The sequence below is a fragment of the Mesorhizobium sp. CA15 genome, assembly GCF_020165215.1.
Classification (GTDB): Bacteria; Pseudomonadota; Alphaproteobacteria; order Rhizobiales; family Rhizobiaceae; genus Mesorhizobium.
Map to the genome: position 1 here is coordinate 22,939 of NZ_JAIUHQ010000011.1, position 22,203 is coordinate 45,141.

Genomic DNA, 22,203 nt, shown 5'->3' on the forward strand with positions numbered 1-22,203 from the left:
TTGATCCCCGCCGCTTCCTTCTCAGGCAAACGCATTTCGCTCTTCGGGCTTGGCGGCTCGGGGATCGCCACCGCGCATGCGCTGATCGCAGGCGGCGCCGAGGTACTGGCCTGGGACGACAATCCGGACAGCGTCGCCAAGGCAGCGGCCGCGGGGATTACGACCGGAGATCTGCGCGCGGCCGACTGGCCGCGTTTCGCCGCCTTCGTGCTGTCGCCGGGGGTGCCGCTGACGCATCCGAAGCCGCATTGGACGGTGGAGCTGGCGCGCGGCGCCGGCGTCGAGGTGATCGGCGATATCGAGCTGTTCTGCCGCGAACGCAACAGCCACGCGCCGGCAGCACCCTTCATCGCGATTACCGGAACCAACGGCAAGTCGACGACGACGGCGCTGACGGCGCATATCCTGAAGTCGGCAGGCCGCGACACGCAGATGGGCGGCAATATCGGCCGTGCCGTCATGACGCTCGATCCGCCCGAGCCGACACGGCACTATGTCGTAGAGTGCTCGTCCTACCAGATCGACCTCGCGCCCTCGATCAACCCGACGGCCGGCATCCTGCTCAACCTGACGCCAGACCATCTCGACCGGCACGGCACGATGGCGCACTACGCCTCGATCAAGGAAAGGCTGGTCGCCGGCAGCGACACCGCGATCGTCGGCGTCGACGATTCCTGGTGCGCCCAGATCGCCGACCGACTGGAGCGCGCCGGCCGGCAGGTCATCCGCATTTCCAAGCGCCTGCCTTTGACGGACGGCTATTTCGCCGACGGCACCAATCTGATGGAAGCCGTGCACGGCCGCTACAGCCGCGTCGCCTTCCTCGAAGGCATCGGGTCGCTGCGCGGCCAGCACAACGCGCAGAACGCGCTGGCCGCCGTCGCCGCGTGCCTGAGGATCGGCCTCGATCTCGGCGAGATCCAGGCCGGCCTCGAGAGCTTCCCGGGGCTGGCGCATCGCATGGAGCAGGTCGGCCGCAAGGACCATGTGCTGTTCGTCAACGATTCCAAGGCGACCAATGCCGATGCGGCCGCACCCGCGCTGTCGAGCTTCAACCGCGTCTATTGGATCGCCGGCGGCCTGCCCAAGGAAGGCGGCATCGAGCCGCTGCGCGGCTTCTTCCCGCGCATCGCCAAGGCCTATCTGATCGGCGAGGCGGCGCCAGCCTTCTCGGCGACGCTCGGCGAGGCAGTACCCTACGAAATATCCGGAACGCTGGCGGCGGCGGTCGAGCATGCCGCCAACGACGCGGCAAAGGACACCGGCGGCGAGGCCGTGGTGCTGCTTTCGCCGGCTTGCGCCAGTTTCGACCAGTTCAAGAATTTCGAAGTTCGCGGCGAAGCCTTCAGGCAAGCTGCGACTGCTATTGATGGGGTGAAATCCATCGGAGGGCCACGTTGATGCAAAGCCGTCTCGACAAAAGTCCTGTCGCCACCTGGTGGTGGACGATCGATCGCTGGTTCCTGGCGGCATTCCTGTCGCTGATGGGACTGGGCATCGTGCTGTCCTTCGCCGCAAGCCCGGCGGTGGCCGAGCGCATCGGCCTCGACAGCTTCCACTTCGCCACACGCCAGATCATCTTCACCATCCCGGCGCTTATCGTGATGCTGGCAGTCTCTTTCCTGGAGGCGCGGCAGATAAGGCGCATGTCGCTGGTGATGATCTGCATCATGCTGGTGCTGATGGTGGCGGTGCTCTACATCGGCGTCGAGGTGAAGGGGGCGCGGCGCTGGGTATCGCTCGCCGGTCTTTCCATCCAGCCGTCCGAGTTCCTGAAACCGGCCTTCGTCATCATCTGCGCCTGGCTGTTTGCGGAGCACAGGCGCCAGCCAGACATTCCCGGCAATCTGTTCGCCATGCTTTTGCTGGCGCTGGTCATCTCGCTTCTGGTGGCTCAGCCCGATCTGGGCCAGACCATGCTGGTGCTGGGCACCTGGGGCGTGATGTTCTTCATGGCCGGCCTGCCGTGGTTCTGGATCGTCGCGCTGGGGGCTGCCGGCGTCGGCGGCGTGTTCGCGGCCTATACGGTGTTTCCGCACGTCGCCGCGCGCATCGACAAGTTCATGACCGGCGAAGGCGACACCTTCCAGGTCGATATGGGCCGCGAGGCGCTGATCAATGGCGGCTGGTTCGGCGTCGGCCCGGGCGAGGGCACGGTGAAGCGGGTCATCCCCGACAGCCACGCCGACTTCGTCTTCTCGGTCGCCGGCGAGGAGTTCGGCCTCATAATGTGCTTCTTCATCATGTCGATCTTCGCCTTCATCGTGCTGCGCGGCCTGAGCATCGCGCTCAAGGAGCAGGACGATTTCACCCGCTATGGGGTGGGCGGCCTCGTCACCGTCTTCGGCCTGCAATCGGCCATCAACATGTGCGTGAACCTGCAGCTGATGCCGGCCAAGGGCATGACGCTGCCCTTCATCTCCTATGGCGGCTCCTCGCAGATCGCCATCGCCGTCTCGATGGGTATGGTGCTCGCCTTGACGCGCAAGCGTCCGGAAAAGCGCAAGCAGATGGGCTTCGTCCTTTCGCAGCGCGCAATGCCGGCGGAATGAGGCAGGATGGCGAAGGGGGTCATCCTGCTTGCGGCCGGCGGAACGGGCGGACATCTGTTTCCGGCCGAGGCGCTGGCGCATGAGCTGATCGAGCGCGGCTGGAAGGTGCATCTTGCCACCGACAATCGCGCCGAGCGCTATTCCCGCCATTTCCCGGCAGCCGACATTCACACCATCCCCTCGGCAACGCTGGGTTCGAAGAACCCGGTCGCCATGCTCTCGGCCTTCTGGCAGATCTGGCAAGGCGTGCGGGAGGCCGGCCGTGTAATCGCCAGGATCAAGCCGGAGGCTGTCGTCGGCTTCGGCGGCTATCCGACGCTGCCGCCGCTCTATGCCGCGACAAGGCGAAAAGTGCCGACGCTGATCCATGAGCAGAACGCCGTCATGGGCCGCGCCAACAAGGCGCTCGCCCGCCGCGTCGACGCGATAGCCGGCGGCTTCCTGCCGGAAGGGGCGAGCGCCGCCGGCGCAAAGACCGTGACCACCGGCAATCCGGTCAGGCCGCAGATCCTCGAAGCGGCGAAGGCGCCATATCTGGCCTCCAACGAGGGCGAGCCGTTCCGCTTCCTGGTGTTTGGCGGCAGCCAGGGCGCGCAATTCTTTTCCGACGCGGTGCCCGCGGGGATCGCGCTGCTGCCGCAAGACCTGCGCAAGCGGCTGGTGATCACCCAGCAGGCGCGCGCCGAGGATGTGGCGCGGGTGAAGGCGGCCTATGCCGATCTCGGCGTCGACGCCCAGGTTTCGCCCTTCTTTACTGACATGGCGGCGCGCATCGGGGCGGCGCATCTGGTGATGTCGCGTTCCGGCGCCTCGACGGTTTCGGAAATCGCCGTCATCGGCCGGCCGGCACTGCTGGTGCCTTATCCGCACGCGCTCGACCACGATCAGGCGGCGAATGCGGCAGCCCTTGCCGCCGCCGGGGGAGCCGAGCTCCATCCGCAGTCGACGCTGTCGGCGGCGCGCATCGCCGAGCTGGTCGGCGGGCTGGTCAAGGACCCGAACCGGCTGGCGACTATGGCCGCCGCCGCCCGCTCGGCCGGGAAACCGAACGCGGCGCGGTTGCTCGCCGATCTGACAGAGGCTATTGCGTCCGGCAAAACGGTTTCGGACTACAGGAGGACGCGCCCATGAAGATGCCGCAGACGATCGGCCTTGTGCATTTCATCGGCATCGGCGGCATCGGCATGAGCGGCATCGCCGAGGTGCTGCACAATCTGGGCTACAAGGTGCAGGGGTCCGACCAGGCCGACGGCGCCAATGTGCAGCGGTTGCGCGACAAGGGCATCGAATGCTTCGTCGGCCACAAGGCCGAGAATGTCGGCGATGCCGAAGTCGTGGTTGTTTCGACCGCGATCAAGAAGTCCAACCCTGAGCTCAAGGCCGCGCGCGAGAAGCTTTTGCCGATCGTGCGCCGGGCCGAGATGCTGGCCGAACTGATGCGTTTCCGCCAGGCGGTCGCCATCGGCGGCACGCATGGCAAGACGACGACGACTTCGATGGTGGCGACCTTGCTCGAGGCCGGTGGGCTCGACCCGACCGTCATCAACGGCGGTATCATCAACGCCTACGGCACCAATGCGCGCATGGGCGATGGCGAGTGGATGGTGGTCGAGGCCGACGAGAGCGACGGCACCTTCCTGAAACTGCCGGCCGACATCGCCGTCGTCACCAACATCGATCCCGAGCATCTCGACCACTATGGCAGCTTCGACAAGGTGCGCGAGGCGTTCCGCCAGTTCGTCGAGAACGTGCCGTTCTACGGTTTCGGCGTGATGTGCACCGACCATCCGGAAGTGCAGGCGCTGGTCGGCCGCATCGAGGATCGGCGCGTCATCACCTATGGCGAGAACGCGCAGGCCGACGTGCGCTTCACCAATCATCGCATGCAAGGCGCGATTTCCGAATTCGATATCGTCATCCGCGATCGCAAGGGGCGGGGCACGACGTCGATAAATGACCTGCGCCTGCCGATGCCCGGCCGGCACAACGTCTCCAACGCAACGGCGGCGATCGCGGTGGCGCATGAGCTTGGCCTCTCGGCCGAGGCGATCAAGAAGGGCCTTTCGTCCTTCGCGGGCGTCAAGCGGCGCTTCACCCGTACCGGCTCGTGGAACGGTGTCGAGGTGTTCGACGATTACGGCCACCACCCGGTCGAGATCGCGGCGGTGCTGAAGGCCGCGCGCAGCGCGACCAAGGGACGGGTGATCGCCATCGCGCAGCCGCATCGCTTCACCCGGCTTCACGATCTCTTCGAGGAATTCTCGGTCTGCTTCAACGACGCCGACACGGTCATGGTGGCGCCGGTCTACGCGGCCGGCGAGGAACCCATCGAAGGCGTGACTTCCGACGCGTTGGTGTCGCGCATCCGCTCCGGCGGCCACCGCGACGCACGCTATATCGATGGTCAGGCAGCAATCGCGCCCGCCATTCGAGAGCTTGCCAAGGCCGGCGATTTCGTCGTCTTCCTCGGCGCCGGCAACATCACGCAATGGGCCTATGCGCTGCCCAAGGAACTTGGTGGGACGCCCTCATGATGCGCGGCCAGGACCTGATCGATAAACTCGGCGACAAGCTTGCCGGCCTGCGCGGCCGTATCACGCCGAACGCCGAGATGGACAAGATCACCTGGTTCCGGACCGGCGGCCTCGCCGAGGCGCTGTTCCAGCCGGCCGACGAGGAGGACCTCGCGGCCTTCCTGCGCGCGGTGCCGGAAGAGATACCGGTCGTGGTGGTCGGCGTCGGCTCGAACCTTCTGGTGCGCGACGGCGGCATTCCGGGTTTTGTTGTTAGGCTCTCGGCCAAGGGTTTCGGCGAGGCCGAGACCACCGGGCCGACCACGATCAAAGCCGGCGCGGCGACGCCGGACAAGCGCCTCGCGGCGGTGGCGTATGAAGCCGGCATCGGCGGCTTCCATTTCTATCACGGCATTCCTGGCGCTGTCGGCGGCGCGCTCAGGATGAATGCCGGCGCCAACGGCGTCGAGACGCGTGAGCGGGTCGTCGAGGTGAGGGCCCTGGATCGCAGGGGCAATCTCCATACGCTGAGCAATGCCGATATGGGCTATGCCTATCGCCATTCGTCCGCGCCTGCAGGACTGATCTTCACCTCGGCCATTTTCGAAGGGTTTGCGGAAGACAAGGCGGCGATCAAGGCGGCAATGGATGCCGTGCAGAACCATCGCGAGACGGTGCAGCCGATCAGGGAGAAGACCGGCGGCTCGACCTTCCAGAATCCGGAAGGCACCTCGGCGTGGAAGGAGATCGACAAGGCCGGCTGCCGCGGGCTGATGATCGGCGGCGCGCAGATGTCGCCGATGCATTGCAACTTCATGATCAACACCGGCACGGCCACCGGCTACGACCTCGAATATCTGGGCGAGACGGTGCGGGCGCGGGTGCTCGAGAATTCGGGCATCCGGCTGCACTGGGAGATCAAGCGCCTCGGCAATTTCAGGCCCGGCCATGCGGTGCAGGAGTTTCTCGGGCAGCTTCTTTAGCTTAGGCTTAAGTTCATGTGATGCTTGAACTTCCAGCGATCTGAAACAGCCGTAGAACCGTTGCCTCAAAGACTCACAATTCACTTTTTGCGGCTGTTTTCGCGGAAAGTGAATCTCTCGGAATCATAGGTACTTGCCAGCGAATCAACTCTCTGATTCTCTGCCCTAAAGCGTTTCCTGATTTGAGTCGTTCGACGCGTTAAGTCGCGTTTTCCGTCCGGGGGGGCAACCTGCCGGAGGGCTCGGACTCAATGTTTGGAAATGCGGTGCGGGAATATCGGTTGCAGGCCCGGCGTGAGAGGGGATGACGGGATGAAGAAGAAACATGTGGTTGTCCTCCTGGGTGGATTCTCCTCGGAGCGGCCCGTGTCTCTGTCCTCGGGGAAGGCGTGTGCGGATGCGCTCGAGAATGAAGGCTATCAGGTCACCCGGATCGATGTTTCGCGCGATGTCGGGTCTGTGCTTGCCGAGCTCAAGCCTGACGTCGCCTTCAACGCGCTGCATGGCCCGTTCGGCGAGGACGGCACCATCCAGGGAATTCTCGAATATCTCGCAATTCCCTACACCCATTCGGGTGTGCTCGCTTCGGCCCTGGCCATGAACAAGGAGCAGGCCAAGAAAATCGCCAAGGCATCCGGCATTCCGGTCGCGGAGTCGAAGGTGGTCAACCGTTTCGCCGTCCAGAACAAGCATCCGATGAAGCCGCCTTATGTGGTCAAGCCGGTCAATGAGGGGTCGAGCTTCGGCGTGGTCATCGTGCATGAGGGGCAGTCGCATCCGCCGCAGGTGATCGGCTCCACGGAATGGCAATATGGCGAGATCGTCATGGTCGAGCGCTACATTCATGGCCGCGAATTGACCTGCGCGGTGATGGGCGATGTGGCGCTCGGCGTCTGCGAGATCATCCCGACCGGGCATTCCTTCTACGATTACGATTCAAAATACGTTCCCGGCGGATCAAAACACGAAATCCCTGCTAAAATTTCACCGAATATTTACCAAAAAATACAGACACTGGCCCTCAAGGCTCATCTTGCCATTGGTTGCCGGGGCGTCTCCCGATCGGACTTCCGTTACGACGATCGCCACTCCGAAAACGGCGAGGTTGTCTGGCTCGAGGTCAACACTCAGCCGGGCATGACGCCGACGTCTCTGGTGCCTGAAATCGCCGCGCAAGCGGGACATTCGTTCGGCGATTTGTTGAGTTGGATGGTGGAGGACGCTTCGTGTCTGCGTTGAGGTTGGGGCAGGGTAATGGCGTCGGCGCGGCTGGTCTCGCGCTGTTCGGTATGTCGCTGTCATTCGACCGTTTCGTGCTGCCGCGTCAGCTTCGCCGGCCGATGCGCGTGCTGGCGCGTTTGTGCGGCGGCGAGTATGAGGCGCCGCGCTTTTCGGCGGCGATCCTTTCCGCTGCGCTGATCGCGTCCAGCAGCGCCTACGGCGCCTATCTCGGCGGCTACGCCGACAGCATCGTGCAGGGCGTGACGGCGCGCACCGGCTTTGCCGTCGACCAGATCAAGGTGGTCGGCAACCGCCAGACCTCCGAGATCGATGTGCTCGACCGGCTCGGCCTCGACGGCTGGACCTCGCTGATCGGCTTCGATGCCGAGGCCGCGCGCGCGCGCATCGCGACGCTGCCGTGGGTCGAGGGAGCCGCTGTGCGCAAGATCTACCCGCATACGCTGGAAGTGCGCATAGAGGAGCGCCAACCCTTCGCGCTTTGGCAGCAGGGCACCTCGGTCTCGGTCATCGAGCGATCGGGCGAGATGATCGCGCCGTTCTCGGGCGGCAAGCAGGCGCTGCTGCCGCTGATCATCGGCACCGGCGCGCCGGCCATGGCGCCGGCCTTCCTCGCCAAGATCGAGCGCTTTCCCGAGCTTGCGGCGCGGGTCAAAGGCTACATTCGGGTCGGCGAACGGCGCTGGGACCTGAGGCTTGAGAACGGCATCACGATCAAGCTGCCGGAAGACGGCGAGGACCAGGCGATCGCCGAGCTCGTCAAGATCGACCATGACGACGGATTGCTGACCCGCGACATCGCCGCCGTCGACATGCGGCTTTCCGACCGGCTGGTCGTGGAGCTGTCGCCGGAAGCGGCGACACAGCGCGAAGCAGCGCTCAGCGACAAGCCGAAGTCCCTGGCCAAGCGCAAGGTGGAGAGAAAGATATGAGCTGGCTTGGCGGCGGCAGCGACGCTTCTTCGCGCCGATCGGGCACGCTCACTGTGCTCGATGTCGGCTCCAGCAAGGTCTGCTGCGTCGTGGCGAAGCTGAAGCCGAACGAGGACGGCAAGCTGCTGCGCGGACGTTCGCATCGCATCCAGGTGATCGGCATCGGCCACCAGAAATCGCAAGGTGTGAAGTCCGGCGTGGTGGTCGATCTCGATCGCGCCGAGCATGCCATCCGGCTTGCCGTCGATGCGGCCGAGCGCATGGCCGGGCTCACCGTCGATTCCCTCATCGTCAACATGACGGCCGGCCGGCTGAAGAGCGAAGCCTTCTCGGCGACTATCAATCTCGGCGGCCATCAGGTCGAGGAAGTCGACATCAAGCGCGTGCTCGCCGCCGGTGCCAAACAGGCGCTCAGGGCGGAGCGCGAGGTGATCCATTCGCTGCCCGTCGGTTTCTCGCTCGACGGCGAGCGCGGCATGCGCGATCCGCGCGGCATGATGGGCGATGCGCTTGGCGTCGACATGCATGTGCTGACGGGCGACGCGGCGCCGATGCGAAATCTGGAGCTTTGCATCAATCGCTCGCATCTGTCGGTCGAGCGCATGGTGGCGACGCCCTATGCCAGCGGGCTTGCCTCGCTGGTCGACGACGAGCTCGAAATGGGCGCAGCCTGCATCGATATGGGCGGCGGCACGACGACCATCTCGGTCTTCTCGGAGGGCAAGTTCGTCCATGGCGACGCGATCGCCATCGGCGGCAACCATGTGACGCTCGACATGGCCAAGGGCCTGTCGACCTCGCTCGATGCCGCGGAACGGCTGAAGGTGATGCATGGCTCGGCGCTGCCCGGCACCCCCCACGACCGCGACCTCGTCTCAATCCAGCCGATCGGCGAGGAAGGCGATGTGCCGCTGCAGATCCCGCGCTCGGTAATGACGCGCATCATCCGCGCCCGTATCGACGAGACGCTGGAGCTTCTGCGCGACCGGCTGAACAAGTCCGGCTACGGCAATGCCGTCGGCAAGCGGGTGGTGCTCACCGGCGGCGCAAGCCAACTCGCCGGCCTGCCGGAAGCGGCGCGCCGCATTCTCGGGCGCAATGTGCGCATCGGCCGGCCGCTCGGCGTCGCAGGCCTGCCGGAGGCGGCCAAGGGACCGGCGTTCTCGACCCCGGTCGGACTGATGATCTATCCGCAGATGGCGAGCTTCGAGAGCCATTCGGCGAAAGGACTTTCCGGTTTCAGGATGACCGGAACGGGCGGAAAACTGCATCGCGTGAGTCAGTGGTTGAGAGACAGTTTTTAATTTGACGGGGACAGCCCCATAGGCGGCCGCAGCGGCGAGGCGGCGGGAAAGGCAAAGGACGGAGACAATGACCATCAATCTGCAGAAGCCGGACATCACCGAGCTCAAGCCACGCATCACCGTGTTCGGTGTCGGCGGCGGCGGCGGCAATGCCGTGAACAACATGATCACAGCCGGCCTGCGCGGCGTCGAGTTCGTGGTGGCCAACACCGACGCGCAGGCGCTGACGATGTCCAAGGCCGAGCGGCTGATCCAGCTCGGCGCGCATGTCACCGAAGGCCTCGGCGCCGGCTCGCAGCCGGAAGTCGGCCGCGCGGCGGCGGAAGAGTGCATCGACGAGATCATCGATCATCTCTCCAACACCCATATGTGCTTCGTCACCGCCGGCATGGGCGGCGGCACCGGCACGGGCGCCGCTCCGGTCGTTGCCCGCGCGGCGCGGGAGAAAGGCATCCTCACCGTCGGCGTTGTCACCAAGCCGTTCCATTTCGAGGGTCAGCGCCGCATGAAGACGGCCGACATGGGCATCGAGGAACTGCAGAAATGCGTCGACACGCTGATCGTCATCCCCAACCAGAACCTGTTCCGGCTGGCCAATGACAAGACCACCTTCGCCGATGCCTTCGCAATGGCCGACCAGGTGCTCTACTCGGGCGTCGCCTGCATCACCGACCTGATGGTCAAGGAAGGCCTGATCAATCTCGACTTCGCCGACGTCCGCTCGGTGATGCGCGAGATGGGCAAGGCGATGATGGGCACGGGCGAGGCTTCGGGCGAGGGCCGCGCGATGGCCGCCGCTGAAGCCGCCATCGCCAACCCGCTGCTCGACGAGACCTCGATGAAGGGCGCCAAGGGCCTGCTGATCTCGATCACCGGCGGCCGCGATCTCACCCTGTTCGAGGTGGACGAGGCCGCGACCCGCATCCGCGAGGAAGTCGACCAGGACGCCAACATCATCCTGGGCGCCACCTTCGACGAAGAGCTGGAAGGCGTGATCCGCGTGTCGGTCGTCGCCACCGGCATCGACAAGTCGGCGGCCGAAATCGCGGCTGCGCCGATCTCGATCCGGGCGCCGCAGAAGCCGGCCGCCCGCCCGGCGGCGGCTCCGGTAGCCGAAATCCGCCCCGCTCCGGTTCAGCCGCAGGCCTATGAGCCGCGCGCGGCCGATCCGGTCGCGGAGGCGATCCAGCTTGCCGAGGCAAATGCCGCCGCCATGGCGCAGCCGCGCGCCGTGCCGATGGACGACTTCCGGCCGCAGAGCAAGATCTTCCAAGCCCCGCCTGCGCAGCCGCAGCAGCAGCCGGTGGTGCCGCAGCAGGTCATGCAGCAGCCCGCGCCGCAGCGCGAGATGCCGCAGCCGGTGGCCGCGGCGCCGCAGCGTATGCCGCGCGTGGAAGACTTTCCGCCGGTGGTAAGGGCTGAAGTCGAAGCCAAGAGCCGGCCGGCGGACCATGAGAACAGTGGTCCGATGGGGCTGATCAAGCGGCTGACCAACGGCCTTACCCGCCGCGAGGAAGAGCCGGCCCGGCTCCAGCCGGCGCAGCCGCGCGAGCCGAAGCTGCGTCAGGCCGCGCCCGAGATGCGCCGTCTCGCCAGCCAGGATCCTGCGCTCTATGCGCCGCGCCGCGGCCAGCTCGACGACCAGGGCCGGCTGACGCCGCAGGCCCGCACAGTCCAGGAAGACGACCAGCTGGAAATCCCGGCCTTCCTGCGCCGCCAGGCCAACTGATCGATACGGCGGACCGCCAATCGTTAACGGTATATAACAATTGTTAACAGGCAGACGAGAAATCGTCTGCCTGTTGCTTTTGCAAAAGACATTTAAAACAAGGCTTTACGAGCTGTTTCTGATGCGTTTCCGTGGTTACACGGGGTAAGAAACCGTGATTTGGAGTCTCCAGGGCGGGCCATTATCTTCGCCACGGACTAAAGTCGGTTTGCCGGGATTCGGGGAGTAGCCCTGCCTGCCGATTATACAGAGCCGCATGCTCTTGCTTATTTTGCCGCCTTTGCGCGAGCGTCAGACCATCAGTCTGGCTGCAAGATACCCAAGGCCGATGGAGCGGACGCAGGCATTCAGGGCGTATGGGGTTACTCTTGCACGACTATCAGACGACAGTGAAATCGCGCGTGACGCTGGCTGGCATCGGCGTCCATAGCGGCAAAACCGTGACCGTTCATTTCCTGCCGGCCGATGCCGATACGGGCATCGTCTTTCATCTTTCGAATGGCGGCGAAGCCCGGGAGCTCCGCGCGCTGGTCGCGGAAGTCGGCGCCACCGATCTCTGCACCATGCTTGGCGATCCGGCCGGCGATCATATCGGCACCGTCGAGCATCTGATGGCCACGGTGTTCGGTCTCGGCATAGACAATTTGATCATCGAGATCGACGGTTCGGAAGTCCCCATTCTCGACGGCAGCGCCATGGCCTTCGTCGAGGCCATCGACCAGGCCGGCATCGAGACGCTGGCGGTGAGGCGTCGCTACATCCGTGTCGTCAAGCCGGTGCGCGTGGAAGCCGGCGCGTCCTGGGCGGAGTTCCGCCCCTATGACGGCACGCGGTTCGAGGTCGAGATCGATTTCGAGAGCCCGGCGATCGGCCGCCAGCAATTCGCCTCCGACATCAATCCCGACATCTTCCGCCGCGACATCGCGCGCGCTCGCACATTCGGCTTCATGAAGGACGTCGAGAGGCTTTGGGCCGCCGGCTACGCGCTCGGCTCGTCGCTCGAAAACTCGCTTGTCATCGGCGACGACAATCGCGTCATCAATGTCGGCGGGCTGCGCTATCCCAACGAATTCGCCCGCCACAAGACGCTCGATGCGATGGGCGATCTGGCGCTGGCCGGCGCGCGCTTCATCGGCTGCTTCCGCTCCTATCGCGGCGGCCACCGGATGAATGCCTCGGCATTGCGCCGGCTGCTTTCCGACCACACGGCCTTCGAGATTGTCGAGACGAGGCGCCGAGAGCGCGGCCGCGTCGCCGAGATGATCGCTGTCAGCCGGCCGGTCTACGCACCTTGGGTGATCTGATTCTTAACCGTTTTCTGGCTTTGTGGTCAGGCTTGTGTTGCATGGCTGCATCACCGGACCGCCAAAACGCGCGGCTTTGATCATCGCGTCGGCCTGCCACAAAAATGTGCGATTGGCCGGACATAGCGTTGCCGGGCAAGGGGATAATGGTTTATGGCTTCGGCCCGGGACCGAAACGACGCCGAAGGGGCGGAATCCAAACATGTTTTTTTCGCGAGTTGGTCAATCGGTAACGCCGCGTCGGGGTGTTTTGCTGGCGCTGTCGGTGGTTGCTCCCGCGCTCGTGCTGTCGGCCTGCATGTCCTCCGAGAAGGATGTCAACCTGGCAACCTATGTCGACCAAACCGAGCCGGCCGACGTTCTCTACAACCAGGGCCTGGCCAACATGAATGCCGGCCGCCTCGATGAGGCGAGCAAGAAGTTCGACGCGGTCGACCGCCAGCATCCCTATTCGGAATTCGCCCGCAAATCGATGGTGATGGGCGCTTTCGCCGATTATCGCGCTGGCAACTACGACGAGGCGATTGGTTCGGCCAAACGCTACCTGACCCTCTATCCCTCGACAGACGACGCGGCTTACGCGCAGTACATCATCGGCCTCTCCTACTATCGGCAGATCAAGGACGTCACCCAAGACCAGAAGGAAGCGCGCCAGACCATCCAGACCATGCAGGATCTGGTGACGCGCTGGCCGAACTCCGAATATGTCGGCGACGCCAAGGACAAGATCCGCTTCGCCAGCGACCAGCTCGCCGGCAAGGAGATGCAGGTCGGCCGCTACTATCTCGAGCGCCGCGAATACATCGCCGCCGTGAAGCGTTTCCGCACGGTGGTCGAGAACTATTCCAACACCCGCCATGTCGAGGAGGCGCTCGCGCGCCTGACCGAGTCCTACTATGCGATGGGCCTGACCTCGGAAGCGCAGACGGCAGCGGCGGTGCTTGGTCACAATTATCCGGACAGCCCGTGGTACAAGGATTCCTACAAGCTCCTGCAGAGCAACGGGCTTGAACCCCGCGAAAATGCCGGATCGTGGATTTCCAAGGCCGGGAAGCTGATCACCGGCGCCTGAAACTTGCGATGCTGTCCAGACTGTCGATCCGCGATATCGTCCTGATCGAGAAGCTGGACATCGACTTCCTGCCTGGGCTTTCGGTGCTGACCGGCGAAACCGGCGCCGGTAAATCCATCCTGCTCGATGCGTTGTCGCTGGCGCTTGGGGCGCGCGGCGATGCCTCGCTCGTCCGCCATGGCGCCGCGCAAGGCCAGGTCATCGCGGTGTTCGATGTGCCGCGCAACCATCCGGCACGCGCGTTGCTCGCCGGAAACGACATCGAGGACGATGGCGACATCATCCTGCGCCGCGTACAGACCGCCGATGGCCGCACCCGCGTCTTCGTCAACGACCAGCCCTCCAGCGTCACCCTGATGCGCGATGTCGGCCGCGCGCTGGTCGAGATCCATGGCCAGCATGACGAGCGGGCGCTGGTCGATCCCGGCGCGCATCGCGAATTGCTGGACAGTTTCGGCGGCCATCTGGGCGCCGTGCGCGGCACGGGCGAAGCCTGGCGGTACTGGCGAAACTGCGAGCAGGAGCTTTCCCGGCATCGCGCCAAGGTCGAGGCGGCGGCGCGCGAAGCCGATTATCTGCGCGCTTCCGTGGCCGAGCTCGCAAGACTCGACCCGCAGCCGGGCGAGGAAACGGAGCTTGCGGAATTGCGCGCGACGATGATGCGCGTCGAAAAGATCGCCGCCGAGATCCATGATGCGCAGGATGTGCTGTCGGGGTCGTCCTCGCCCTTGCCGCAACTCGCCAGCCTGTTGCGGCGGCTGCAGCGCAAGTCCAGCGAAGCCCCCGGCCTGCTCGACGACGTGGTGAAATCGCTCGACGAAGCGATGATCTCGCTCGACGCCGCGCAGTCCGGCGTGGAAGCGGCGCTTCGCGCCACCGAATATGATCCGCAGCGTCTGGAGAAGGCGGAAGAGCGTCTGTTTGCGTTGCGCGCCGCCTCTCGCAAGCACAGTGTCGCGGTCGACGATCTGGCGCAGCTGCGCGACACGATGGTGGCCGATCTTGCCGACCTCGATGCCGGCGAGGAGCGGCTGCACGCGCTGGCCAAGCAGGCCGCCGCGGCGTGCGAGGCCTACGATATTTCCGCGGCGCAGCTGTCGTCGCTGCGCCATGCGGCGGCGGCGGGTCTGACCAAGGCTGTTATGGCGGAACTGCCGGCGCTCAAGCTCGAACGGGCCGAGTTCATCGTCGAGATGGGAAGCGATGCCGAAAGCCGCATGGAAGAAGGCATCGACCAGGTCGAATTCTGGGTGCGCACTAATCCGGGCACCCGGCCGGGACCGATGATGAAGGTCGCTTCCGGCGGCGAGCTCTCGCGCTTCCTTTTGGCGCTGAAGGTGGCGCTGGCCGATCGCGGCTCGGCGCCGACACTCGTGTTCGACGAGATCGACACCGGCGTCGGCGGCGCGGTGGCCGACGCCATCGGCCAGCGGCTGGCGCGGTTGTCAAAGCGGGTACAGGTGCTTTCCGTCACGCATGCGCCGCAGGTTGCGGCACGCGCCGCCACGCATTTCCTGATCTCCAAATCCGGCGGCAAGGACCGCGTCGCCACCGGCATTGCCGAAATGGACCGCGCGGCGCGCCAGGAAGAAATCGCGCGCATGCTGGCCGGCGCCACCATCACCGACGAAGCGCGCGCGGCAGCGGAGCGGTTGCTGCGCGAGAACACGGCCGCCGCTTAGAAAGTTGGGCCTCTTCGGTTCCAATCCGAGTCAGCAGATGGCTGCATCGTGCTGTTCAGCAATGATTTTTGCGCAAGCCCACTCCCTGCCGTCAAATCCTGATTTATAGTGGCGCGCCACAATCCAAGGACTGATGCATGTCGGAAAAACCCGTCGATTCGTTGAGCGAAGGCGAAGCCGCGGATGAGCTGAAGCAACTGGCCGCGGAGATTGCCGAGCATGACCGGCGTTATCACACCGAGGACGCGCCGACGATCACCGATGCCGAGTATGATGCGCTGCGCCGACGCAACCTCGCCATCGAAGAGCGCTTCCCCGATCTCGTGCGCGAGGATTCGCCGACGCGGCGGGTCGGCGCCCCGCCCGCGGAGGGCTTCACCAAGGTGCGGCACGCGGTGCCGATGCTGAGCCTCGCCAAGGCCTATACCGACCAGGACGTCGCCGATTTCATCGAGCGCGGAAGGCGTTTCTTCGACCGCGACAAGGACCTCGACATCGCCTTCACCGCCGAACCGAAGATCGACGGGCTGTCGGCCTCGTTGCGCTACGAGAGCGGCGTGTTCGTGCAGGGCGCGACGCGTGGCGACGGCACGGTCGGCGAGGACATCACCGCCAATTTGAAAACGATTGCCGACATCCCGAAGAAGTTGCAGGGTTCGGGCTGGCCGGAAATCATCGAGATCCGCGGCGAGGTCTACATGACCTATGCCGAATTCGAGGCTTTGAAGCAGCGTTCAGCGGCGGTCGGAGGCCAGGATTATGTCAATCCGCGCAACACGGCGGCCGGATCGCTGCGCCAGAAGGACCCGTCGGTCACCGCAAGCCGCAATCTGAAATTCTTCGCCTACGCCTGGGGCTATACGACAGCGGACCCAGCGCCGACGCAGTTCGATTCCGTACAAAAGTTCAAGGAATGGGGCTTCAAGGTCAGCCCGCTGATGGTGCGGGCGAAGTCGATCGAGGACCTGATTGCGCATTACCACCGCATCGAGGAGCAGCGCTCCTCGCTCGGCTACGACATAGACGGCGTCGTCTACAAGGTCGACCAGCTCGAGCTGCAGCGCCGCTGGGGTTTCGTCACCGGCGAGCCGCGCTGGGCGGTCGCCCACAAATTCCCGGCCGAGCAGGCGATGACGACCGTCGAGAGGATCGACATCCAGGTCGGCCGTACCGGCACGCTGGCGCCGGTGGCGCGGCTTGCGCCGGTCACCGTTGGCGGCGTGGTGGTCGAGAATGTCACGCTGCACAACGAAGACTATATCAAGGGCTTCGACAGCAACGGCCAGCCGATCCGCGACGGCATCGACGTGCGTATCGGCGACACGGTGGTCATCCAGCGGGCAGGGGATGTCATCCCGCAGATCGTCAGCGTCGTCATCGATAAGCGGCCCGCTGGCGCGGTGCCCTATGAATTCCCGCATACCTGCCCGGTCTGCGGCTCGCCGGCGACGCGCGAGATCAACGAGAAGACGGGCAAGGAGGATTCGCGGCGGCGCTGCACCGGCGAGATGATCTGCGCCGCACAGGCGGTCGAAAGGCTGCGTCACTTCGTGTCGCGCGGCGCGCTCGACATCGAAGGCCTCGGTGCCGAAAACATCGACCTGTTCTTCAATTCGGGGCTGGTGAAGACCGCCGCCGATATCTTCACGCTGAAGGACCGAAGGCCCGCCGTCACCAGGGCGCTGGCCGAGCGACGGGAGGAGCAGGCGAGGCTGCGCGAGGAAGCCTCGGGCAAGGCGCGCAAGAATGTTCGCAGCGTCGAGGAGCGTAATTATGAAGGTCTCGACAAGCTGTTTGCGGCCATCGATGCGCGCCGCGAGCCGGAGCTCGACCGTTTCATTTTCGCGCTCGGCATCCGTCATATCGGCGAGACGACGGCTGCCGTGCTTGCCCGCCAATTCTCGACCATCGAGGAGCTGATCCGTATCGGCAAGGAGACGGCGAAGGCCGAGGATCCGCACAGCGTCTTCCCGTCGATCAACGGCATCGGTGACACGGTGATCAACGCGTTGCGCGACTTCTTCGGCAATGAGCGCAATGACGATGTGCTGGACGCCTTGCTGGCGCAGGTTCATCCGAAACCCTACGTCATGGAAATCTCGGCCGGCAGCGAAGTCTCGGGCAAGACGGTGGTGTTCACCGGCTCGCTGGAAAAGATGACGCGTTCGGAAGCCAAGGCGATGGCGGAGCGGCTCGGCGCCAAGGTCGCGGGCTCGGTTTCGGCCAAGACAGACCTGGTGGTGGCGGGTCCCGGCGCCGGCTCGAAGCTGAAAGTTGCGAGCGATCTCGGCATCGAGGTGATCGACGAGGACACATGGCTGCAGCGCATCGGCAGGGGCGGCTAATGACTGGAGCGTTCAAGGGTTTTGGGCCGAAGGCCATTCCGTTCCTGAAGGCGCTCGACTTCCACCAGAGCCGTGAGTGGTTCCAGGAAAACCGCGACCTTTACGACAGCGAGCTGCATGGGCCGTTCTGCGATCTGGTCGAGACGCTCACAGAGCGTTTCGAGGCGGCCAAGCTCGGCTTGCGCGGCGACCGCAAGAAATCGCTGTTCCGCATCAATCGCGACGTGCGCTTTTCCAAGGACAAGCGGCCCTACAACCGGCATCTCTCGGCGATTCTGTCGCCCGACGGCACCAAGATGGAGCAGGGCGTCTTCTATGTGCATATCGGTCTGGAGCGCTGCTTTGCCGGTGTGGCCTGGTGGCAGCCGGCGCCGGAACTGCTGCAGGCGATGCGCAAGGCGATCGTGACCAAGCCGGCCGCGTTCCGCGGCATGGTCGCATTGCTCAACAAGGCCGGCCTGGAGCTCGATGCGGAAGACCGCCTGAAGCGGGCGCCGCGCGGTTTCGAGGATGTCGGTGACGAGGATCTCGCCCAGGCGGTGCGCAACCGGCATTTCGTGGTCCGGCACGACATCGATCCGGCAACGATCCATTCGCCGGCGCTGGTCGACGATCTCGTCGGCTTCACGCTTGGCGCCAAGCCGCTGCTCGACTGGGGCCGGGCGATCCAGGGGACGGCTGTCGCGGCCTGACGCCGCCTCCGGCTGTCGCCGGGGGCTTACATCCGCATCAGCAGACCGCCGTCGACGGCAAGCTCGATCCCGGTGATGTAGCTCGCGGCGTCCGAGAGCAGGAAGAGCGCGGCGTTTGCCATGTCCTGCGGCGTGCCGATGCGGCCGAGCGGCGTATAATTCGCCACGGCGGCGCGCTTTTCTTCGGTGTCCCAGCGCGCCTGCAGCGGCGTCAGCGCCATGCCGGGGCAGATCGCGTTGGAGCGGATGCCGTCGCCGGCAAGCTGCATGGCAAGCGACTTCGACAGCGCGCAGACGCCTGCCTTCGAGGCCTGATAGGCATCCTGAGGCTTCGGGTCGCCGCGATACCACTGAATGGTCGAGAAATGCACCATGGCGCCGCCGCGGCCGCCGGCGCGCATCTGCGGAACGACCGCGCGTGCGGTGTGCACGAAGGATTTCAAGTTGATGTTGAAGACCTGATCCCAGACATCGAGGTCCATTTCGAGCGCCGATTTGTCGCGACCGAACCACAATACGCCGGCGACATTGGCGAGATAGTCGATGCCGCCACGCTCGCGGCCCGCCGCACCGATGGTCCGTTCCACGAAGGCCGCGTCGGTCAAATCGCCCTGGGCGAAGGTGAGCCGGTCGTCATACGAGGCGAGGGAGGCCGGACGCGGCTTGATGTCGATCGCGGTGACGGAGGCGCCGGCATCGAGCAGCGCCAGCGCGATCGCTTCGCCCATCCCGCCGCCAGCTCCGGTGACGACCGCATGCCGGCCCGTGAAATCATAGACGACCATTCATTTCCCCTCGGTTTTTGCTGCAAGGCGCGGCGCTATCTCTGCGCCAAGGCGCGATGGCGGGACAATAGGGGCCGACAAAAAATCCATCAAGCCGTATTCGAAAAAATTTGCCAAAATAGAAAATCGCGATATCGTGCCGTGGCTGACAGCTTCCTTTTGGGTGGATTCCAAGACCATGACCCTGCATTCCGGCGCGCGGACCTTCTCGGTGACCTCTCCTGTCGACGGCTCGATCTATGCCCAGCGCAACTATGCGGACGGGGCCGCGATCGAGGCGGCCGTCGCCCGCGCTCGCGCGGCGCTGCCGGGCTGGCGGCGCACGCCGCTGGCCGAGCGCCTGGCGATCCTTCTGCGCTTCGGCGAGGAGATGAAGGCGCGCGCCGCTCCGCTGGCCGAGGCGGTGGCGTGGCAGATCGGCAGGCCCTTGTGGCAAGCCGACGAGACGCCGCGCCTGGCGCTGATCGGCGAATTGCTTGCCGGTGCCGCGCCCGAGACGCTGGCCGACACGCCCTATCCGTCGGATGAGAACATCCGCCGCTATGCCAAGCCGGTGGCCGGCGGCCTACATCTTTCGATCTGCGCCTGGAACTACCCGACCGCCATGCTCGGCTACCTGGTCACGTCGCCTCTTGCCGCGGGCAATGTGGTGATCTTCAAGCATTCGCCGCAGACGCCGCTGATCGCGGAGCTCGCCGAGGAGGCTTTTCGCGCGGCTGGCGGGCCGGAAGGGGTCTTCCAGTGCCTGCATCTTGATCATCCGGATGCGGAGCGGCTGATCGCTTCCGGCGTCTTCAACGCCGTCAATTTCATCGGTTCGGTCAATGGCGGCCGGCGCGTGCATGCGGCGGCGGCCGGCACCTTCACCCAGGTCCATCTCGAGCTTGGCGGCAAGGATCCGACCTATGTGCGCTCCGACGCCGACCTCGAGGCGGCGGTTCCGCTGATCGCAGAGGGTACCTATTCCAACGCCGGCCAGTCCTGTTGCTCGGTGGAGCGAATCTATGTCGACGGCCTGATTCACGACCGTTTCGTCGAGGCGCTGGTCGCCGAGACGGCGAAGTGGTCGATCGGCCATCCGATCGCTGAAAAGCCGATGGTCGGCCCGGTGGTGCGCGCGGTCGCGGCCGACACCATCCGCGACCTGACCGAAGGCGCGGTGCGAGCAGGGGCGAAGCGCCTGATGCCGCAGGATGGCGCGCGCAAGGCGGCAAGCCTCGGGACCGCCTATGTCGCGCCGGAGGTGCTGACCGGCGTCGACCACAGCATGCCGATCATGCGCGACGAGCTGTTCGGGCCGGTGGCCTGCGTCCAGGCCGTCGGCGGCGACGACGAGGCGATCCGGCTGATGAACGACAGCGACTACGGCCTCAGCGCCTCGATCTGGACGCGCGATGTCGAACGCGGCGTGGCCTTGCTCGACGAGGTCGAGGCCGGCACCGTCTATCTCAACCGATGCGATCACGCCGACCTTTATCTGCCCTGGGGCGGCATCAAGAATTCCGGTCTTGGCCGCGCCAACGGGCGCGCCGGCCTTATCGAGGCGACGGCGGCGAAGGCTTATCATGTCCGCTCCGTCATCGCCTGACCGCCAGCGGCATCCGGCCGTGCGCGATCTTGAAAAGCTTGGCGACGCGGCCGTCGCGGCGCTCGCCGGGGCCGGGGTGGAACGATTGCTGCCGGATGCGACCAGCCCCTATCTTCTGATTGCCGAGCATGCCGGCAACGTCGTGCCGGCGCCGTGGCGCGACCTTGGCCTGGCGGAGCCTTATCTCGGCACGCATTTCGCGGTGGACATCGGGGTCGACGCGCTGACGCGCCGGCTCTCGCGAACGCTGCGGGCGCCGGCGGTGATCGCGCGCTATTCACGGCTGTTCCTCGACTATAACCGCCCCGCCGAGGAGTGGGACTTCATGCGTTCCGACCTCGGCGGCATTCCGGTGCCGGGCAATTTCGCTGTGGACGCGGCGGATGCGAGGCTGCGCAAGCTCGTCGCCTGGGCGCCGGTCGAACGGGCAATCATCGAAGCCGCTGTCGGCAGGGGGGCGCTGATTTCGGTGCACTCCTTCACGCCGGTGATGGGCGGCGTGAAGCGCAATGTGGATATCGGCGTGCTGTGGCGGGAACAGTCGCCCTTCGTCGCCTCGGTGCTGAAAACGCTCAGGGCCCAAGGCCCGGAAGCAGGCTTCAGAATCGGCGATAACGAACCTTACGACTGGCGCCAGGCTGTCGGCTACACCTTGAACCGGCACGGGCTGCAGCAGGGCCGGCCCTGCCTCTACCTCGAGCTGCGCAACGACTTGCTTGCCGATCCGGAAACTTTCGAACGCGTCAGCCGCCTCCTGGAGGCTGCCTTTGCCACCATCGCGATATCCCTATGGCCGCAATCAGCCGTAGCCGTCTGAAGGCTGGACGCTCAAATATCGGAACGCTAGAGCTTGTCGAATTGGAAACACGGCAGCCAAGGGCGTGGACGATGCAAGGCAATGTGGGCAGCAAGATCCGCGACGCGCGCAAGCAGCAGAACATCACCTTGCGCGATCTCAGCGAGCGCTCCGGCCTTTCCGTGTCCCAGCTCTCGAAGCTGGAGAACGGCAAGGCCAGGTTGACCGTCGATATCGCGCTGATGATTGCCGGCGTGCTGCACGTGCCGGTGGCCTCCTTCCTGTTCAGCCCGAAGCCCGGGCCGCAGGCGCGCCGCTCGATCACGCGCGCCGGCAGCGGCATCTTGCACGAAGGCAACGCCATGGAATTCGAGGTCTTGTGCAGCGATTTCCGCGACAAGACCAATATTTTCTGGCGCGTGACGTTGCGCGCCAGAACCTTCGAGGAAAACGGCGGCTGGCGCAGCCATTCGGGTGAGGAGTTCATCCATGTGTTGAGCGGCAGCCTGCAACTCCACACGCTCCACTACGACCCGAGCGTCCTGCAGCCCGGCGACAGCATCCTGTTCGACGGCGAAATGCAGCACGCCTATGTGGCGCTCGGCGACGAGCCCGTCATCATGCTGATGTCGAACACGGTACCGCGCGACGGGCTGCCGCCGGGAGCAGGCGTCTGACCGACGGGCC

19 protein-coding genes are annotated in these 22,203 nt (G+C 65.1%); 17 read left to right on the forward strand and 2 right to left on the reverse strand.

Going from position 1 to position 22,203, the window contains the following annotated elements; all coding sequences use genetic code 11:
- The 14 genes from murD to LB515_RS18175 all read left to right on the forward strand — a co-directional run bounded on the left by murD (window position 1) and on the right by LB515_RS18175 (window position 18,347).
- On the forward strand, window positions 1–1,401 hold the full coding sequence (gene murD / locus LB515_RS18110) for a UDP-N-acetylmuramoyl-L-alanine--D-glutamate ligase (protein WP_095768992.1): 1,401 nt from the start codon (window positions 1–3) through the stop codon (window positions 1,399–1,401).
- Window positions 1,401–2,552, forward strand: a complete 1,152-nt coding sequence (gene ftsW, locus LB515_RS18115) for a putative lipid II flippase FtsW (protein ID WP_140839705.1) — start codon at window positions 1,401–1,403, stop codon at window positions 2,550–2,552. The genes murD and ftsW overlap by 1 nt, the downstream gene beginning before the upstream one ends.
- Before the next feature lie 6 nt (window positions 2,553–2,558).
- Window positions 2,559–3,683 carry an undecaprenyldiphospho-muramoylpentapeptide beta-N-acetylglucosaminyltransferase gene (gene murG / locus LB515_RS18120; protein WP_224708517.1) on the forward strand — a complete coding sequence of 375 codons (1,125 nt, stop codon included), beginning with the start codon at window positions 2,559–2,561 and terminating at the stop codon, window positions 3,681–3,683.
- On the forward strand, window positions 3,680–5,086 hold the full coding sequence (murC, locus tag LB515_RS18125; protein WP_224708518.1) for a UDP-N-acetylmuramate--L-alanine ligase: 1,407 nt from the start codon (window positions 3,680–3,682) through the stop codon (window positions 5,084–5,086). Before murG ends, murC begins: the two co-directional genes overlap by 4 nt.
- The gene (gene murB, locus LB515_RS18130) at window positions 5,083–6,048 is read left to right on the forward strand and encodes a UDP-N-acetylmuramate dehydrogenase (RefSeq protein ID WP_224708519.1); all 966 of its coding nucleotides are present in this window, start codon (window positions 5,083–5,085) and stop codon (window positions 6,046–6,048) included. Before murC ends, murB begins: the two co-directional genes overlap by 4 nt.
- 312 nt (window positions 6,049–6,360) lie before the next feature.
- A complete protein-coding gene (locus LB515_RS18135; RefSeq protein WP_224544823.1) occupies window positions 6,361–7,287 on the forward strand; it encodes a D-alanine--D-alanine ligase in 927 nt (308 codons plus the stop codon).
- Window positions 7,275–8,219 (forward strand): cell division protein FtsQ/DivIB, encoded by a 945-nt coding sequence (locus tag LB515_RS18140; protein WP_224708520.1) that lies wholly within the window; start codon window positions 7,275–7,277, stop codon window positions 8,217–8,219. Before LB515_RS18135 ends, LB515_RS18140 begins: the two co-directional genes overlap by 13 nt.
- On the forward strand, window positions 8,216–9,523 hold the full coding sequence (gene ftsA / locus LB515_RS18145) for a cell division protein FtsA (protein ID WP_224708521.1): 1,308 nt from the start codon (window positions 8,216–8,218) through the stop codon (window positions 9,521–9,523). Before LB515_RS18140 ends, ftsA begins: the two co-directional genes overlap by 4 nt.
- A 67-nt stretch (window positions 9,524–9,590) precedes the next feature.
- Entirely contained in the window at window positions 9,591–11,252 is a 1,662-nt protein-coding gene (gene ftsZ / locus LB515_RS18150; protein ID WP_224708522.1) for a cell division protein FtsZ, read from the forward strand.
- A gap of 356 nt (window positions 11,253–11,608) precedes the next feature.
- On the forward strand, window positions 11,609–12,556 hold the full coding sequence (lpxC, locus tag LB515_RS18155) for a UDP-3-O-acyl-N-acetylglucosamine deacetylase (protein ID WP_095769001.1): 948 nt from the start codon (window positions 11,609–11,611) through the stop codon (window positions 12,554–12,556).
- A gap of 202 nt (window positions 12,557–12,758) precedes the next feature.
- Complete coding sequence (locus LB515_RS18160; protein WP_095769002.1) at window positions 12,759–13,628, forward strand: outer membrane protein assembly factor BamD; 870 nt, start codon at window positions 12,759–12,761, stop codon at window positions 13,626–13,628.
- A gap of 8 nt (window positions 13,629–13,636) precedes the next feature.
- Window positions 13,637–15,310 carry a DNA repair protein RecN gene (gene recN / locus LB515_RS18165; protein ID WP_224708523.1) on the forward strand — a complete coding sequence of 558 codons (1,674 nt, stop codon included), beginning with the start codon at window positions 13,637–13,639 and terminating at the stop codon, window positions 15,308–15,310.
- A gap of 137 nt (window positions 15,311–15,447) precedes the next feature.
- Complete coding sequence (gene ligA / locus LB515_RS18170; protein ID WP_224708524.1) at window positions 15,448–17,655, forward strand: NAD-dependent DNA ligase LigA; 2,208 nt, start codon at window positions 15,448–15,450, stop codon at window positions 17,653–17,655.
- Window positions 17,655–18,347 carry a DUF2461 domain-containing protein gene (locus LB515_RS18175; protein WP_224708525.1) on the forward strand — a complete coding sequence of 231 codons (693 nt, stop codon included), beginning with the start codon at window positions 17,655–17,657 and terminating at the stop codon, window positions 18,345–18,347. Before ligA ends, LB515_RS18175 begins: the two co-directional genes overlap by 1 nt.
- Window positions 18,348–18,373: 26 nt before the next feature.
- Here LB515_RS18175 and LB515_RS18180 read toward each other — a convergent pair whose 3' ends face one another.
- Both LB515_RS18180 and LB515_RS18185 read right to left on the reverse strand, forming a co-directional pair.
- Window positions 18,374–19,132, reverse strand: coding sequence for an SDR family NAD(P)-dependent oxidoreductase (locus LB515_RS18180; protein ID WP_095769006.1), 759 nt, complete (start codon window positions 19,130–19,132; stop codon window positions 18,374–18,376).
- Window positions 19,133–19,312: a hypothetical protein gene (locus LB515_RS18185; RefSeq protein WP_224708526.1), complete on the reverse strand. Its 180-nt coding sequence runs from the start codon at window positions 19,310–19,312 to the stop codon at window positions 19,133–19,135.
- On the opposite strand from LB515_RS18185, the gene LB515_RS18190 reads away from it, so the two are divergent.
- The 3 genes from LB515_RS18190 (at window position 19,311) to LB515_RS18200 (ending at window position 22,193) form a co-directional block, all read left to right on the forward strand.
- Window positions 19,311–20,720: an aldehyde dehydrogenase family protein gene (locus LB515_RS18190; RefSeq protein ID WP_224708527.1), complete on the forward strand. Its 1,410-nt coding sequence runs from the start codon at window positions 19,311–19,313 to the stop codon at window positions 20,718–20,720. The genes LB515_RS18185 and LB515_RS18190 overlap by 2 nt on opposite strands.
- Entirely contained in the window at window positions 20,698–21,537 is an 840-nt protein-coding gene (locus LB515_RS18195; RefSeq protein WP_224708528.1) for an N-formylglutamate amidohydrolase, read from the forward strand. Before LB515_RS18190 ends, LB515_RS18195 begins: the two co-directional genes overlap by 23 nt.
- A gap of 71 nt (window positions 21,538–21,608) precedes the next feature.
- Window positions 21,609–22,193 (forward strand): helix-turn-helix domain-containing protein, encoded by a 585-nt coding sequence (locus LB515_RS18200; protein WP_095769008.1) that lies wholly within the window; start codon window positions 21,609–21,611, stop codon window positions 22,191–22,193.
- The last annotated feature ends 10 nt before the right edge of the window (window positions 22,194–22,203 follow it).

Bases quoted from the DNA above. Each gene is read 5' to 3' on its own strand.
- ftsW (WP_140839705.1), top strand. From the start codon at position 1,401: ATGCAAAGCCGTCTCGACAAAAGTCCTGTCGCCACCTGGTGGTGGACG.
- murG (WP_224708517.1), top strand. From the start codon at position 2,559: ATGGCGAAGGGGGTCATCCTGCTTGCGGCCGGCGGAACGGGCGGACAT.
- murC (WP_224708518.1), top strand. From the start codon at position 3,680: ATGAAGATGCCGCAGACGATCGGCCTTGTGCATTTCATCGGCATCGGC.
- murB (WP_224708519.1), top strand. From the start codon at position 5,083: ATGATGCGCGGCCAGGACCTGATCGATAAACTCGGCGACAAGCTTGCC.
- LB515_RS18135 (WP_224544823.1), top strand. From the start codon at position 6,361: ATGAAGAAGAAACATGTGGTTGTCCTCCTGGGTGGATTCTCCTCGGAG.
- ftsA (WP_224708521.1), top strand. From the start codon at position 8,216: ATGAGCTGGCTTGGCGGCGGCAGCGACGCTTCTTCGCGCCGATCGGGC.
- ftsZ (WP_224708522.1), top strand. From the start codon at position 9,591: ATGACCATCAATCTGCAGAAGCCGGACATCACCGAGCTCAAGCCACGC.
- lpxC (WP_095769001.1), top strand. From the start codon at position 11,609: ATGGGGTTACTCTTGCACGACTATCAGACGACAGTGAAATCGCGCGTG.
- LB515_RS18160 (WP_095769002.1), top strand. From the start codon at position 12,759: ATGTTTTTTTCGCGAGTTGGTCAATCGGTAACGCCGCGTCGGGGTGTT.
- recN (WP_224708523.1), top strand. From the start codon at position 13,637: ATGCTGTCCAGACTGTCGATCCGCGATATCGTCCTGATCGAGAAGCTG.
- ligA (WP_224708524.1), top strand. From the start codon at position 15,448: ATGTCGGAAAAACCCGTCGATTCGTTGAGCGAAGGCGAAGCCGCGGAT.
- LB515_RS18175 (WP_224708525.1), top strand. From the start codon at position 17,655: ATGACTGGAGCGTTCAAGGGTTTTGGGCCGAAGGCCATTCCGTTCCTG.
- LB515_RS18180 (WP_095769006.1), bottom strand. From the start codon at position 19,132: ATGGTCGTCTATGATTTCACGGGCCGGCATGCGGTCGTCACCGGAGCT.
- LB515_RS18190 (WP_224708527.1), top strand. From the start codon at position 19,311: ATGACCCTGCATTCCGGCGCGCGGACCTTCTCGGTGACCTCTCCTGTC.
- LB515_RS18185 (WP_224708526.1), bottom strand. From the start codon at position 19,312: ATGGTCTTGGAATCCACCCAAAAGGAAGCTGTCAGCCACGGCACGATA.
- LB515_RS18195 (WP_224708528.1), top strand. From the start codon at position 20,698: ATGTCCGCTCCGTCATCGCCTGACCGCCAGCGGCATCCGGCCGTGCGC.
- LB515_RS18200 (WP_095769008.1), top strand. From the start codon at position 21,609: ATGCAAGGCAATGTGGGCAGCAAGATCCGCGACGCGCGCAAGCAGCAG.